Origin of the sequence: Hymenobacter sp. BT559 (genome assembly GCF_017571525.1) — a bacterium.
Taxonomy (GTDB): domain Bacteria; phylum Bacteroidota; class Bacteroidia; order Cytophagales; family Hymenobacteraceae; genus Hymenobacter; species Hymenobacter ginsengisoli.
Genome location: NZ_JAGETY010000005.1, coordinates 181719 through 196341, shown reverse-complemented (window position 1 = coordinate 196341; position 14623 = coordinate 181719). Strand labels below are relative to the sequence as shown.

The 14623-nt window shown below is 58.4% G+C and carries 14 protein-coding genes; 6 read left to right on the top strand and 8 right to left on the bottom strand.

Annotation, left to right across the window (positions count from 1 at the left end):
• Positions 1–59: 59 nt before the first annotated feature.
• Entirely contained in the window at positions 60–815 is a 756-nt protein-coding gene (locus J4D99_RS09070) for a LytR/AlgR family response regulator transcription factor (protein ID WP_208131376.1), read from the top strand.
• A gap of 72 nt (positions 816–887) precedes the next feature.
• Positions 888–1508, top strand: coding sequence for a PKD domain-containing protein (locus J4D99_RS09065; protein WP_208131375.1), 621 nt, complete (start codon positions 888–890; stop codon positions 1506–1508).
• Between the two features lies 1 nt (position 1509).
• Here the strand turns inward: J4D99_RS09065 and J4D99_RS09060 are convergent, their stop codons facing one another.
• A complete protein-coding gene (locus J4D99_RS09060) occupies positions 1510–2823 on the bottom strand; it encodes a hypothetical protein (protein ID WP_208131374.1) in 1314 nt (437 codons plus the stop codon).
• A 560-nt stretch (positions 2824–3383) separates the two neighbouring features.
• Here J4D99_RS09060 and J4D99_RS09055 point away from each other — a divergent pair.
• The 4 genes from J4D99_RS09055 to J4D99_RS09040 all read left to right on the top strand — a co-directional run bounded on the left by J4D99_RS09055 (position 3384) and on the right by J4D99_RS09040 (position 7527).
• On the top strand, positions 3384–3653 hold the full coding sequence (locus J4D99_RS09055; protein ID WP_208131373.1) for a hypothetical protein: 270 nt from the start codon (positions 3384–3386) through the stop codon (positions 3651–3653).
• A 201-nt stretch (positions 3654–3854) separates the two neighbouring features.
• A complete protein-coding gene (locus J4D99_RS09050; protein WP_208131372.1) occupies positions 3855–5462 on the top strand; it encodes an ABC transporter substrate-binding protein in 1608 nt (535 codons plus the stop codon).
• Between the two features lie 2 nt (positions 5463–5464).
• Positions 5465–6526 (top strand): ABC transporter permease, encoded by a 1062-nt coding sequence (locus J4D99_RS09045; RefSeq protein ID WP_208131371.1) that lies wholly within the window; start codon positions 5465–5467, stop codon positions 6524–6526.
• Positions 6523–7527 (top strand): ABC transporter permease, encoded by a 1005-nt coding sequence (locus J4D99_RS09040; protein WP_208131370.1) that lies wholly within the window; start codon positions 6523–6525, stop codon positions 7525–7527. Before J4D99_RS09045 ends, J4D99_RS09040 begins: the two co-directional genes overlap by 4 nt.
• Before the next feature lie 739 nt (positions 7528–8266).
• On the opposite strand, the gene J4D99_RS09035 is transcribed toward J4D99_RS09040, so the two are convergent.
• The 7 genes from J4D99_RS09035 to J4D99_RS09005 form a co-directional block, all read right to left on the bottom strand.
• On the bottom strand, positions 8267–9175 hold the full coding sequence (locus J4D99_RS09035) for a sugar nucleotide-binding protein (RefSeq protein ID WP_208131369.1): 909 nt from the start codon (positions 9173–9175) through the stop codon (positions 8267–8269).
• Between the two features lie 6 nt (positions 9176–9181).
• A complete protein-coding gene (locus tag J4D99_RS09030; protein WP_208131368.1) occupies positions 9182–9826 on the bottom strand; it encodes a peptidylprolyl isomerase in 645 nt (214 codons plus the stop codon).
• A gap of 58 nt (positions 9827–9884) precedes the next feature.
• Positions 9885–10826, bottom strand: a complete 942-nt coding sequence (hemC, locus tag J4D99_RS09025; protein WP_208131367.1) for a hydroxymethylbilane synthase — start codon at positions 10824–10826, stop codon at positions 9885–9887.
• A gap of 21 nt (positions 10827–10847) precedes the next feature.
• A complete protein-coding gene (locus J4D99_RS09020) occupies positions 10848–11789 on the bottom strand; it encodes a DUF2279 domain-containing protein (RefSeq protein ID WP_208131366.1) in 942 nt (313 codons plus the stop codon).
• Between the two features lie 45 nt (positions 11790–11834).
• Positions 11835–12968, bottom strand: coding sequence for a DNA polymerase III subunit (locus J4D99_RS09015; protein ID WP_208131365.1), 1134 nt, complete (start codon positions 12966–12968; stop codon positions 11835–11837).
• Entirely contained in the window at positions 12969–14174 is a 1206-nt protein-coding gene (locus J4D99_RS09010) for a GlmU family protein (RefSeq protein WP_208131364.1), read from the bottom strand.
• A 177-nt stretch (positions 14175–14351) separates the two neighbouring features.
• A complete protein-coding gene (locus J4D99_RS09005; RefSeq protein WP_208131363.1) occupies positions 14352–14618 on the bottom strand; it encodes a type B 50S ribosomal protein L31 in 267 nt (88 codons plus the stop codon).
• Positions 14619–14623 lie beyond the last annotated feature (5 nt).

Here is a 14623-nt window from a genome sequence, read left to right as displayed (position 1 = left end):
TATTCCCTGGCAATCGTTACTTTTGTTTCACTTAACAAGTTGAATTTTAACGTTGCGCTATGCCCTTTTCTACCACTGAGCCAATTAGTACTAGTACTACTCCTCTACGCTGCCTAGTGGTCGATGACGACCCCATGTCGGTGCAGATAGTGCGCACGTGCATCGGCAACACGCCCTTTTTGGAGGCGTCGGCGGCTTGCAGCAGCGCCATCGAGGCGACCGAATTGCTGCGTACTCAGGCCTTCGATGTCCTGTTTCTTGACGTCGAAATGCCTCTGATGTCGGGCCTTGACCTGCTGCGCACCCTGCCCGACCCGCCGCAAGTGGTGCTCATTACCAGCAGCCAGTCGTATGCCGTGCAGGCCTTTGAGTTTGCGGTGGCCGATTATCTGCTCAAGCCGCTTTCGTACCCGCGCTTTTTGCAAGCTGCCCAGAAAGTGCTCGAAACGATTACCAGCCAGCGAGCGGCCCTCTCCGAAGCCGACCAGCTACCCACCGGTAACACGGAATTTACCTTTGTGAAGGTCGACAACAAGCTCGTGCGGGTCGATTTTGCCGATGTGCTTTACGTAGAAGCCTTAGGCGACTATGTGCACCTCGTCACGAGCCGTAGCAAGCTCATCGTGTACAGCACGATGCGGGCTATAGAAGAAAAATTTCCTCCGCAGCGCTTCGTGCGGGTGCACCGCTCCTTTATTATCAACTTAGACTACATGCAGGCTTTGGAAGACAATTCTCTGCTGATAAAGGACAAGTACATTCCGATTGGGCAGACCTACCTGCGCGGCCTGCTGCAGCGCCTTAACAAGCTGTAGGCCGCGCAGGGGCGCTCGTTTCTCTATCACCACCCTAACCTGCTTTACCTGGTGCGCTTTTTTCCTGCCCTCTTGCCTGCGGCTTGGCTGCCAAGTGCCCTAGCTGTGGCCGTGGCGCTAGCTCTACCCACCGCGGCTCACGCCCAAACCGCGGCTAACGACCCTAGCGGGGTTATCGACTGCGGGCCGGTGCAGCCCGCCGAGCTGTGCGTCGATTTTGATGCCAGCCGCTCGGTAGACCCCGGTGCCGGCCCTCTCGAATACCGCTGGAACATGGGCGACGGCACCACCCTCACGGGCCTCACCATTACCCACTGCTACAAAGTGCGCGCTCACTACACTGTGACGCTCGATGTGGCGGTGCCAGCCACCAGCGAGGTGCGCCGCGCCGAGCGCACCTTCGACGTGGACCTAACCCGCAAGCCGGTGCTCAACTTCAGCGTGGGCCCTACGTTGAAGGCGCGCGTAGGGCAGCCCGTGGTGTTCGATGCCCTGGACTCGGTGCTGCCCGAGTGCCAGTCGGTGGTGGTAGTATGGGACTTTCGCGACGGCTACACCCAGCAGGGCCGGCATGTCGAGCACAGCTTCCGCAAGGCCGGCCGCTTTGCCGTGCGCATGAGCCTGCGCGGCTACGGCCCCGGGGCCTGCTCGGCCAGCAACTGCGTGAGCCAGGAGGTGGTAGTGGAGCCCTAGGCTACTCGGGCGTGCCCTGCCTCAACACCCGCATTACAAGCTGCCACAAATCTTCGTAAGGAATGATTTCTACCTCCGCATCTGCATCCCCGGTCAGGGCAGCCTGCTGAAGCGTGCGCAGCAATGGCTGGCCCCTTTTGGCCAGCCGCGCAGGGTCGAAGTCGGCCTCGGGCAGCAGCAGCAGCAGCCGCAAAAACGTGCGGCTACGCAGCGTGGCCGCCTCGCGCAGGTGGCGCTGCTGGTACTTGCGCAGGCGCTCAAGACGCACCAGTACCGGCTCCAGCAACCGCTGCTGCAAGTAGTGCACCAGCTGAAACACCAAGATGGCCACGTTATAACCCCGCTTGTCGCGGCTATACTCGGGCACCGTAAGAGCCGCAAAGACAGCCAGTTGGTTGCGGCGTTTCAGCGACACCTGCTCCAGGGGCAACATTAGCTCGGTGTAAGCTTCCAGCAGCTCCCAACGCTCAAGCGCGGCAGGCCGTAGCTTACCAAACGACGGGTTTTTATGGGCTACTTGCAGCAGTCGATGTGCCTGCTCATACTCGCCAGCATGTAGCGCTAGCAACACGTAGTGCTCATAAAAATAAAACCAGTTGCTGGACGTAGGGTGGATAGTTTCAGCAAATTCTCCGGCTAGCTTCAGGCCTTCTTGAGGCTGCCGCCCGCGCAGGTGCGCGTAGATATTCATGAAATTATTGAGGCGCTGGTCGAAACGCCGAGCATTTATCACCCCTGCGGCCAGCATTGAGTCTGCCTGCGCCGTTTCGCGAATAATATCCTGGTAGCGGCCCGCTAGCCCCGCATCAACCAACCGCACTCTGTACAAGGCATTGTATATCCCAAATGTGGGCGCCAATCGGTATAGCTCCTCCAACCGCGCCAAATAAGCCGGCAACTTGGCAATAATTCTGTGCCGCTTGGCTACTGTTTCCTCAGCTCCCATCTGGACCTCAAAAAACAGCATTTCCGCTTCCTGCTCGTACCCAATTATTTGGCGCAGCTTCAGAATAGTATGGTTTAGCTGCTCGTACTTAGTTTGCTGCTGCTGCTCGGCATAGATGGACAACAGCTTATGAGCTGCCTGCTCTTCATAAGCCGTAAAATCACACTGCGCAGCTAGGCGCATGCACCGGCGCAACAGGCGCTCGCTCAATACATACTCCCCTTCCAAGTGCAGCACTATGGCCTTGTGCACCAAGTCGAGGCATTCTACCTCGTACCGGCGCGATACAATAAACCTTGGGTCAGAATGGTCGAGGAAAAATAAGTGGTTTAATAGCTTATCTTGCAAGCGTGCCCGCAGCTGTCGCATTGCGGCTTGGTTGCTCGCTGTATTTGCCCCATACAAGTATTTAGTCAATTGCAAAGTGGTGCTTTCCGGCTTAGCAACTATCTCTTGCAGCAAACGCTCTTCTTTGCCTGGCCGAATAGTATCTAGGTCTAATAAAGAGCGCTGACGCGTCCGACGCAATGTCACAATTCGCGCCAAGTTTGTAATTTCATTCATAAAAAAGGCCCTTTACAAGCGTTTAAAAGCATTTTTTAGCTAAAAATGCCCCCAAAACCAGCTGTTCAAAAAACGCCTGGTTATCCTTGCTAAAACATTCTTTTTATTCAAGCTTTGCATCTTGAATAAGTGTGCGCAATCTACGACGATACAATGTCACATTCTGCTGTTTTGAGAGTTCAATAGTGAATACTCTATAGAGGCGGTTTAGTCTATCGAAGCCGATTTTACGCGGTTTTTATTTACTTAATCCTGTTTTATATAAAATTAATCCTTGTCACAAGTAAGATAATTCTTTCCTTTTGAAAGGTAGTTATGGGGAGGAGATTTGCATCAACAATTCATTTTAGCAACTCTCCCTCACCATGTTCCATATTCTTGCTCTCGCTTTATTTCAAGTTTTCACCTACACGCATCAGCCAGCAACTACCGTAGTCGGTGGTTCAGGCTGGGGCAACGGCGACCTTGCCGTAGTCGGCGGCTCAGGTTGGGGTAATGGCGACCTCGCTGTAGTTGGTGGCTCCGGCTGGGGTAATGGCGACTTAGCTGTAGTCGGTGGTTCAGGCTGGGGCAATGGTGACCTTGCGGTAGTAGGTGGCTCCGGCTGGGGCAACGGCGACCTTGTTGCTTCATAACAGAGAATGCCTGCGCGATAAGTAGGCCTTGCCTAACTTGCCGACGACATTCTTTGCTGTCGTCACTAAATGAGGTATTATTGGCTAGGCAGCTTGTTCGCGTTGTTGGTCAGCGCCTGTTCGACGCCTGCTGCCAAACAGGCTTCAACGCCTATTCATATCCGCTGGGCTCGCGACCCTGAAACGCTTGACCCGCTGGCCTTGTCCAACCCTAGTGCTATCGATGCTATCAACTTACTGCATCTGGCGCTTTTACAAGTTGACTTCCAGCATAATAAGTATGCACCGGCGCTAGCCCAGGATTTTCCAGGGGTGCGCTACGAGGGTGACTCCCTCACGCTGCTAGACTACCAGCTGCGCGAAGCCGCCACCTGGGATAATGGCGAGCCAGTGCTGGCTACTGATGTCGACTTCACGCTAAAGTTGATGCACTGCCCGGGGCTGCCTAATGAAAACAGCCGGGCCCAATACGGTTTTATTCGCCAGGTGCGCATTGACCCAGCCAATCCGCGTCGCTTTACCTTGGTGTGCCGGAGCCGTAGTGCCGAAACGGCAAGTATTTCGGGCGATTTTCCGGTGCTGCCCGAGGCTGCCCTCGACCCAGCACACACCTTACGCAGTCTATTACTGGCCACCTTGCAGGACTGGCCCCTTAGCCGCTCTCCTGCTCCGGCAGTGGCGGCCGTAGTGCGGCGCTATCAGCAAGCCAATCTGGCGCGTCAGCCCCACAACCTGCCGGGCTGTGGTCCCTACCGCCTAGCTAGCTGGCAAACCAATCAGGAGCTGCATTTTCAGCGCAAGGCCCATTGGTGGGCCGATAAACTGCCAGCCGCGCCTATTGTGCTGCAAGCTCGCCCGCAAGAACTGGTGTTCTCCGTTTTGCCCGATGATGCGGCAGCCGCGCTAGCCCTGCGGCGGCACGATATCGATGTCTATCCGCAGGTACCAGCGCGCATTTTTCAGCAATTGCAAGCGTCGCAGGCTGCCCGGCAAGAGCTGGTATTTTATACCCATTCGTCGTACGATATTCTCACGGTAGGCTTTAATACGCGGCGGGCTGCCCTCCGTGACCGACGTACCCGCCAGGCTCTCAGCCGGCTGTTTGACCCGGTTCGGCTACTTGCGGCCACGCAGCTAGGCCAGGGCACGCGCACGGTAGGCCTGCTACCTCCCAGCAGCTCTTTCTATAATGATAGCCTACCGCTGCCGGCGTATGCGCCGGCTGAGGCGCTAGCGCTGCTGCAACAGGCCGGCTGGCAGCGCGGGGCCGATGGCCACTGGCGCCAACCAGGCCTGGCTACTCCGCTAGCGGTAGTACTGCGCTACCGCGCCGAAGAAGCCACATTTGCAACGACGGGGCTGCAGTTTAAATCGGCAGCGGCGCAGCTGGGTATTCCAGTTACTTTGCTTCCGGCCGAAGGGTCGGTTACTACCGCCGCTTTGCAGGCTGGTGATTTTGACCTTTACATCAGGCTTATAAAAGGCAGTCCGTTTGGGCTCAACTTTGCCACTATTCTCCACTCGGAGGCAATCGGGTCGGGTAATTTCACAGGTTTTGGGCGTCCCGATACCGACCGCTTGCTGGTGGCTATTTCAACAGAAGGCAACTTGGCTCGTAAGCGGCAGCTGCTGCGGCGCTTTCAAGCCATTATCCAGGAAGAAATGCCGGTGCTGCCACTCTTTTTTCTTCCCTATCGCCTCGCGGCCACCCGCCAGCTTCAGCATATAGTGCCCTCTGGCCTGAAGCCCGGCTACGCCATGACGGCGCTTGCCTGGCCCGCCGCAGTACCACCAGCTAGCCACCCTTAGGTATGCTACGCTGGCTGATAGCTCGGCTTGGGCGCGCGGCGGCGGCAGCCTGGCTTATTGCCTCCTTGGTATTTATTGCCAGCCGCCTGCTGCCGGGTAGCCCCGAGCAACAGGCCCTAGCTGAGGCAGGCGACCTGAGCCGCCCGGCGGCGGGCGTGCTATCGGCGGCCAACCAGGCGCAAAACCGACTAGCGCTACGCCGCCGCCTGGGGCTCGAGCTGCCTCTTTTTTACGTTACGCGCTCGCCAGGGCCGCCCGGGCGCTGGCAGTGGCACGGCACAGCCAACCAGTACCACGCTTGGGTAGTCGCCTTGCTGCACGGCGATTGGGGCCACTCTTACCGCGATGGCCAGCCTGTGCTAGCGCTCCTGCGCCAAGCACTGGTGTATAGCCTACCCCTGGCGGGTGCCGCAGCAGGGCTGGCAGTAGGGCTGGCGCTGGCGCTGGCCTTATATCTGGCCCAGGAACCGGGCGGCTTGCTGCGGCAGGTAGTCTTTACGCTGCTGAGCGCCTTGCAGGTGATGCCGTTGTTTTTACTAGCTCTGGGGCTGTTGCTCCTGTTAGCCAACCCTGATTTTATTAATATTTTGCCAGCCGCCGGCCAGGGCCCGGCCGATGCCACGCGTTGGCAGCTAGCCGGCTATTGGGCGGCGCGGGCGGCGCTGCCCTTGCTTAGTCTGGTATTGGCGGTGCTGCCCGAGCTAACGCTGCCGCTTGTGGCCTTACTGCGCTACGAAACCCGCGCGGGCTATGCCACTACCGCCCGTGCCAAAGGCCTGACAGCGATGCAAATACTAAGGCGCCACGCCCTACCCAACGCGGTGCTGCCGTTGCTCACTACGCTTGCTGACCTGCTGCCTACCCTAGCCGCTGGCGTGGTGGTGGTAGAAGTGCTTTTTGCCCTGCCCGGCAATGGCCGCCTGCTAGCCGAAGCTGCCGCGGCCCACGACTATCCCCTCGTGGTGGGCGGGGTGCTGCTTACAGCTGGCGCCCGCCTGCTGGGGCTAGTACTGGCCGACGTGCTTTATTTTCTGCTTGACCCCCGGCTTCGCCCCGCTGCATGAAAGTTGCGCTATTCTCATCGCGTCCGCAGTTTGGGTACTGGTTGGCGCTGGCCTGGCTCGCGCTGCTGGCTGGCGCCGGGCTGTTGGCGCCACTACTTCCCCTCCCCTACGCGGCCGCCAACGCCGATTTGCAGCACATTGCTACGCCGCCCGAGTGGAGTGCCCCCTCAGCCCATTACTTGGGCACCGACTCGCTAGGGCGCGACGTACTGGCCGGCCTACTGGCGGGGGCCCGGCGGCTGCTGGTACTCAGTCTGCCGGCCGTGGTGCTGGCTACCGTAGCTGGAGCCCTGGCTGGGGCGGCGGCTGGCTTTTGGGGAAATCGGGGGCTGCGGCTACCAGTAGCGGTCGCCGCCGCGGCGCTAGCGGCCTTGTGGTGGGGCCTGGAGCTACCGCTCTCGTCTATGCCCTACTGGTTGCTTGGCATTGCTATAATTTTATCATTGGTATCCTGGCGGTTGTACCGCCTGGCGGCGCGCTGGCTCAGCTTTGCGCTGCCGCTCGACAGCTTGGTGCTAGGCATAGTTACCTTGCTAGGGGCAGTGCCGCGTCTTATTCTGCTACTGGTTCTGGTAGCTGGCCCCACGCCTACACAGGCTCAATTTCTTGGGGTGCTTATCCTTTTAGCGTGGCCCGACGCTGCGCGCCTTGTACGGGGGCAAATGCTACGGGTGCGTGTACAGCCTTTCGTTGAAGCTGCGCGCGCCAGTGGGCTGCATGCTGGGCGCATCTGGTGGCGTCATGCATTGCCTCACGCCTGCCGCCCCCTGCTGGCCTTCGCCCCACTCAGCCTAGCCAGCCTGATTGCCCTCGAAAGTGCCCTAGCCTTTCTAGGCATTGGGCAGGGCCCAGATATTGTGAGCTGGGGCAGCATACTGGCTAGTATGCGCCAAGACCCTACTACCTGGTGGGTAGCTGCTGGGCCCGGAGTAGCACTTCTCGCCACCCTGCTTGCGCTACAAGCAGTGGCTAAAGCCCGCCAGCTAGAGGTTAACAACTAGTTTTTCGGACCGTAAAAACGCCATTTTTGTCACAAAATCTGAAGACAAATTGAATCCTACATTTTTTGCTCTACCAATAAACGCTTGATTAACAGTAATTTTTCTCTTTAAAAAATATTTTATTCGCTATTAATTGTATTTTTTAAGCAGAAAATTATGCTTTATAGCTGCCTTAATTGAAAAATATCAATGTCACAGAAATAGGCAAAGTGTCCTTTTGCTGGCTATAGTAAGGTCTTAATCTTGTATAAGGATTACGTTAAAAGGATTACGCCCTGTCCACTATTCCACTACCTGTTATTCTGCGACCTACCATGAAAAGCACTATTTCAGCTAGGCGAGGCCTTGCCTACCCTGGCTCCCCAGCGCCCGACATACCCGCTGCGTCGGCCGAGCGGGACTTCACTACGCTTGATGGCCGCCTAGTGCCGCGGGCCTTAGGTGAGGTTGCGTTGCGCCAGCACACTGCACTACTAGTTGGGGGATTGCTTATCGGCGCGTGGCCCGAGCAACTTTAACATAACCATTGACTTAGCAATTGGCAATTGAAATTGTCATCGTAAACACTCTTTCAGATAACGCGTAGTATTTGATACAACTCCTACTTAATCTTTTACTTAAGGTCCATTTATTGACGTCCACTTATTGTGTCTCATGTATTTTAGAAGCGGAAGGCTTATAGCAAAAAAAGCCCGCTGGCATTGCCAGCGGGCCTTTTTGTTTACTAACCTTTCCCTCCTCAAATACCATCCAATTGGCGCTGCACTAGGGCGAGCCCCTCTGCAAAAGAGTTTGGCCGATAGCCTAGCTCACGCTCGGCCTTAGCAATGGAGAAACCGGTGCGCAGCGGCCGCCGCGCTGGCTGGCTAAACGTTTGAGCGTCAACCTGCTCCAGCAACGCAATATCGAGCCCAAATACAGTGGCTACCTGACCAGCCATTTGGTAAGGGGTAAGCAGCTCGCGGCCGCTGAGGTGAAAAATACCCTGGGCCGACTGCCGCGCCAGCAGCCAGCAACCCTGGGCTAGGTCTTCGGCCAGGGTCGGGGTGCGCCACTGGTCGTTTACCACCTTGATTTTTTGACTATTGCGCAGCGCATTGTATACCCACAGCACCAGGTTGCTGCGGCCGGCAACCAGGGTAGTGCCATATACCAGCACGGTGCGCGCAATGGCCCAGCGCAGGCCGGGCGTGCGCTGCACCACCTGCTCGGCCGCCAGCTTGCTAGCCCCGTAGTGGCTGATGGGGTCGGGTGTAGCCTCCTCATTGAGCATCGCCTCGGCGCCGTTAAAAATAAAATCGGTGCTCAGGTGCGTGAGGTGGATATCGAGTTGAGCGCAGGCGGCCGCCAGGTATTCTACCGCCGTCACGTTTTGGGCCCAGCAAGCGGCTTGGTTCAGCTCGCACTCGTCTACCTGCGTCATAGCGGCTGTGTGGATGACGTGGGTGGGCCGCTGCTGGGCCAGCACTTGCTGCACCTGAGCGGCCTCCGTTACATCGAGCGGCACAAAGTGGAGGTCGGGGTAGCTGGCGGCTAGTCGGTTAATGCCCCGCGCCGTGGCTATTAGCTCTATGCCGGGGGCTTGATGCAGGAGGGCCACCAGTTTCTGGCCTAGCAAGCCATTGGAGCCAGTGAGCAGAATTTTCACGCGCGGCTAATATTTATATCCATACAATTCGCTGATTTTCTTCTTCTTTAGCTTTTCAACCCGCATGGTCATCCGAAAGTCCGTAGTGGGGCGGTCGCGGCCATCGCGGGGCAGGGCGGCTATCTTATCCAGAATGTCTTGCCCTTGAATTACTTGCCCAAACACTGTGTACTGTCCATCCAAGAAGTGCGTGCCCTGATGATTCTCCACGATATAAAACTGGCTGCTATTGCTAGCCCGCTGCGGATTCATAAAATCGGCCTGGCGGGCAGCGGCGACGGCCCCGTAGTCGTGCCGGTGCCCGGCCGCTAGCTCGGCCGGGATGGTGGGGTCGCCAGCGGGCCCCTGGCCGTCGTTATTGGGGTCCGCATCTTTGGAATTAGGGTCGCCGCCCTGCACCATAAAATTCGGGATTACCCGGTGAAAAGTAGTGCCGTTATAGTAGCCACTAGCCGCCTTTTTTAGAAAGTTGGCCCGGTGCAAGGGTGTGTCGCTAAATAAGATAAGGCGAATATCACCCAGACTGGTGCTAATGGTTACTACCTCATCCTTCTTGCTATGCTTTGGGTTTTTGGCGGCTAGCGCCGGCCAGCCAAGCAGCAGGCCTAGCACCAGCGCCATGGCGCAACGTAGGCAACTGTTCCACTTCATAAGCAGCAAAGGAAGCTGATTGGGTAGCACAAAAGTAATGCGGCCTGCCTTGGGGCGGCTACTGCTCGCCCCGGTGCTCGCGGATGCTGGCCAGGATGGCCGTACCACCATGCCCTAGTACGTATTCGGCCACGGCCATACCCAGCCCCTCCGCCTGCGCGGCGGGCGCGGTTTGGGTAATGTCTATGTATTCTTCGCCGCTGAGGCTGATGAGGCCGCCGTGCAAACGAATGTCGCCGGCTTGGGTGAGAGTCGCCAGCGCAAACGACGGGATGCTGCACCCGCCTTCCATGGTGCGCAAAAAGGCCCGCTCGGCCAGCAGGCAGCGGTGCGTATCGGCATGGTCGAGGGCTTGCTTTATTTTCACTTTCAGGTCGTTATCCAGAAACCGGGAGCTCTCCACGGCGATACTGCCCTGGCCCACGGGTGGTACAAAGCGGTCGGTGGGCAGCACGTGCCGGATGAGGTGGTCGTAGCCCATGCGATGCACACCGGCATAAGCCAGCACCAGCGCATCGTACTGCCCTTCTTCGAGCTTACGCACGCGGGTTTGCAGGTTGCCGCGCGCTTCGGCAGTGCTGGCTAGGGGGTAAAACCGGCGCAGCAGGGCCTTGCGCCGGGTGCTGCTGGTGCCCAGCACAATGCCGGTCCGGCTAATATCGAAGTCTTCCTGAAAACTGATAACCACGTCGTTGACTTGCTCGCGCTCCAGGAAAGCCAGCAGTTCCAGGTCGGGCGGAATGGTGCTTTGCACGTCCTTGGCCGAGTGCACAGCCAGGTGTGTATCGCCGCGGCGCAGGCTTTCTTCCAGCTCTTCGGTGAAGACGCCCTTGGCCCCGATTTTGGCCAGCGAGCGGTCGAGCACCTGGTCGCCGACGGTTTGCATGGGCACTATTTCGGTGGCCAGGCCGGCTTGGTTGAGCAGGCTGGCTACGTGCTCGGTTTGCCACAGGGCGAGGCGCGAAGCGCGGGTAGCAAGGCGAATAACAGATTCAGACATAATTATTTAGCAGCGTAGCGCTTAGTCTTTGGGCAATAGCAGCGGGTGCAGGCGCAAGCCATTCAAACGATTGTATTCGAGGGAGGGTGCCGGTATCCTGAAAAATTGCCCGGCGCTTACCAGCGGTTGGGCACCCGAGCCGTTGAGGCCCGGCAGGCGGGCTAGCGTGATATCGGGCGACAAGTAAAATTGGCGGTAGCGGGTGAATTGCACCTCCTTGCCATCGGCGTCGAAGTAAGGTGGATTGGCGTGGCCGCCGGTCATGCCGCTGCCGCTGTAGCCCAGGTCGAGGGCTAGCCAGCGCGGAAACGACGGCCCCACCGGCAGCACCGAGGCCAGGTTTAGCGATAGCCAGTACTGCTGGCCGTTATAGTCCTTCAGCATCTGATTACCAGCCGTTTTACCCAGCAGATTGGGGCGGTACGGTGGATAGATGCTCTGGCGCCACCCATAGCGCAACCCCATTTTCTGCTCGCCCCAGCCGTATTGCTGGCCCATAAACAGCCCAATGCCGGTGAGGTTGGCCACCATATCGCCTTTCGAAAAGCCCCAACCCTCGGAGCGGCCATCGAATAGCTCAATAGTAGTCTGGTAGAGTAGCGCAATGAGCCCGCCGGTGAGTACCGAGGCCCGCTCGTTGACCCCACTCCAGCGAAACAGCTCATACTCGCCCCGACTAATGGCATAGGCCGTGGTGGCATGACCCACTTTGTCCATCTGCAGCCACTCACCGTTGTCGTTGAACGAGTGAAAGGGCACCCGCTTGGTATACCAGGCTTTACCTAAGAAGTAGGAAGTCAGCGCATAAACAGCCGCCGTACCCACCACTACGCCAATAAAACGGCCCTGGTTGATACCCGTATTGGTACCAGGGTCGGGCGACGGCATGCCCACCTGTGCCCGCGCCGGCTGGTTCAGCCCGAGGCTGGCAGCAAGCAAAAAAGAGTATAGACGGTGGCGCATCGGGCAAAGGTAGAAGTAGCGCGAAGCTTCTGCTTCGCGCTACAATCAGGCGCGGCGCAGCTGCTGTCCCATGCGCAGCGAAGCATCTACGAACACCATCCGCGGGTTGGCGTTGCGCTCGATGTGGTAGTGGGCCGTATTCAGCTCCTCGGTAAGCTGGTCGGCGTTGTGGGCCGTTACGAACTTGCTGAAACCCTGCACGAACTGCTGCTCACCGCTGGGCAGGTGCGGCACCATCTGCGGGTCGATGCCAAAGAGCAGCACCTTGCGCAGCAGGCCTAGCGAAAAGCTCAGCTGCTCCTTCTGATTTTCACGGCCCATCTTCTGAAACTCGTCAGCTAGGGCCAATACCTCAGTCATTTTCAACGTAAAGCACTTGCGCATCCACTTAATAAAGAACTCGGCGTAGTCGTGGTCGGCGCTCTGCTCGCGGCTGGCGATAGCCGCGCCCAGGTTACCCTCGGCAAGCTGCGCTACCTGGCGGGCCTTGGCATCGGGCAGGTGGTGATGCGCTGTTAAATACGCTGTAATGTCATCTTCCGAAAACGGCCGCACCACGACCGGCTGCACCCGGCTGAGGATGGTGGGCAGTAGTCGCTCGGGCTCATTGCTGACGAGCAGAAACACCGTAGCGGGCGGCGGCTCTTCCAAGAGCTTGAGCACAGCATTAGCCGCCGCGGGGTGCATGAGCTCGGGCAGCCAGATTATTACGAGCTTAAGCCGCGCCTCAAACGCCTTGAGGCTGACGAGCTTGAGCAGCTGCCCGGCTTCTTCTTTCGAGATGCTGCCCTGCTTGTTTTCGGCCCCAATATGCTGCATCCAGTCGTTGAAGCCTTGGTAAGGACTTTCGGCCAAAAAGGTGCGCCACTCGGCCATAAACTTGCCGCTGGTCGCATCCTTGGGTACCACCTTGGTAGTGGTAGTAGGCAGAATAAAGTTGAGGTCGGGATGCGCCAGCTTGCTGATTTTCAGGCACGCCGGGCAGTGACCGCAACTATCGGCCGCATCGTCGGCACGGTCTTCACAGTTAAGGTATTGGGCGTAGGCGAGGGCTAGCGGCAGCGCCGCCGAGCCCTCGGCCCCGCGAAACAGCTGGGCGTGCGCCACGTGCCCGCGCTGCACCGACTGGCGCAGCACTTCCTTAAGGGCAGCTTGATTGGGGATATCAGCGAAACGCATTTACTTGGTTCTCTCCCAGTTTCTATCCTCCTCCGTCTGCTTGAAAACCTCCGCAATTACGCCTTGCTCTACCGCATCATAGGCTAGCCCGCGCCGGCCCATCACGCGCTCGGCCACTTCGGCAAACTTGGCCAACTTGAACGTCTCAAAGCCAGCCGACCCTCCCCAGCTAAAGCTCGGCACAAATTGACGCGGGAAGCCGGCGCCGAACACGTTAGCCCCCACGCCCACCACCGTACCGGTGTTAAACATGGTGTTGATGCCGGCCTTGGCATGGTCGCCCATGAGCAGGCCGCAGAAGGTTTGGCCGGTATCGACGAAGCGCTTGGCGGCGTGGCTCCACACCTTCACCGGGGCGTAGTTGTTTTTGAGGTTGCTGGTATTGGTATCGGCGCCGAGGTTGCACCACTCGCCAATGACCGAGTTGCCGAGGTAGCCATCGTGGCCTTTGTTGCTGTAGCCCATTAGGATGCTGTTGCCGATTTCGCCGCCCACCTTGCAGTAAGGGCCGATGGTGTTATCGCCGCGCAGCCTTACGCCCGCGTTAGCCACCGCGCCTTCGCACAGGGCTAGCGGGCCTTTCAGGATGGCGCCTTCCTGCACCTCCGCGTTTTTGCCCAAGTAAATGGGGCCGGCCTCAGCATTGAGAATGGCCGCGCGGATTTTTACCCCTTCTTCGATAAAGATGTTTTCGGGGGCATATACCATCGTATGCACGTCGCCGAGCGGCTGTGAGGTGCGCCCAGTCGTAAGCAGCGCAAAGTCGCGGCGAATCTCGGCGCCATTGCGCAGAAACAGGTGCCAGGGCCGCTCAATGAGCGACATTTCCTCTTGAACCTGAACCACTTCCAGGCCATCCTGAATGAGCTCGGCTACTCTGGTGGCGTCGGCAAGGTGCGCGGCTACCAGCGTTTCGCCGCAGTAGAGGCCCTGGCCGGGCCGCAGGGCTTGCACCTGGCGCGCCAGTAGGTCATCGGGGCAGGCAGCACCGTTTACTACCAAGGCCGGGCCGGCTACGTCGCCGGCCGGAAACTTCGCCTGCAAATACGGCTGCGTGAGGTAGCCCACCGAGGAGGGGGCTAGCCGGCGCTCCCACTTCTCGGCAATGGTGAGGATGCCGCAGCGCAGCGCCGCCACCGGCCGCGTAAACGTCAGCGGCAGCAGGTGGGGCCGGATAGCCGGGTCGTCGAATAGCAATAAGTGCATGCGAATTAGCAGATAATCAGCGCCTACTACTGGCACTGGCGGATAGAGGGACTAGCAAATTTACGGTGGCCGGGCTAGCGGCACCTGACAAAAAAACTCCCCCCAGCGGGTGCCAGGAGGAGTTCTTTATATAGCCGGCCGCTAGTTGGTTCAGGGCTAGCGGCTTGGCGAATAAGCTTACTTGTTGGTGCTGCTCTGCTCTTTCTTGGCGTAGCGGCTGCGGAATTTCTCCACGCGGCCGGCCGTGTCGATGAACATGTTTTTGCCCGTGTAGAAGGGGTGCGAAGCAGAGCTTACTTCGATTTTAATCACCGGGTAGGTGTTACCGTCTTCCCACTGCGTGGTCTCAGCCGACGTCATGGTAGAGCGGGTCAAAAATTTGAAGTCCGACGAGGTGTCTTGGAAAACTACCTGGCGGTACTCGGGGTGCGTGTCCTTTTTCATATCGG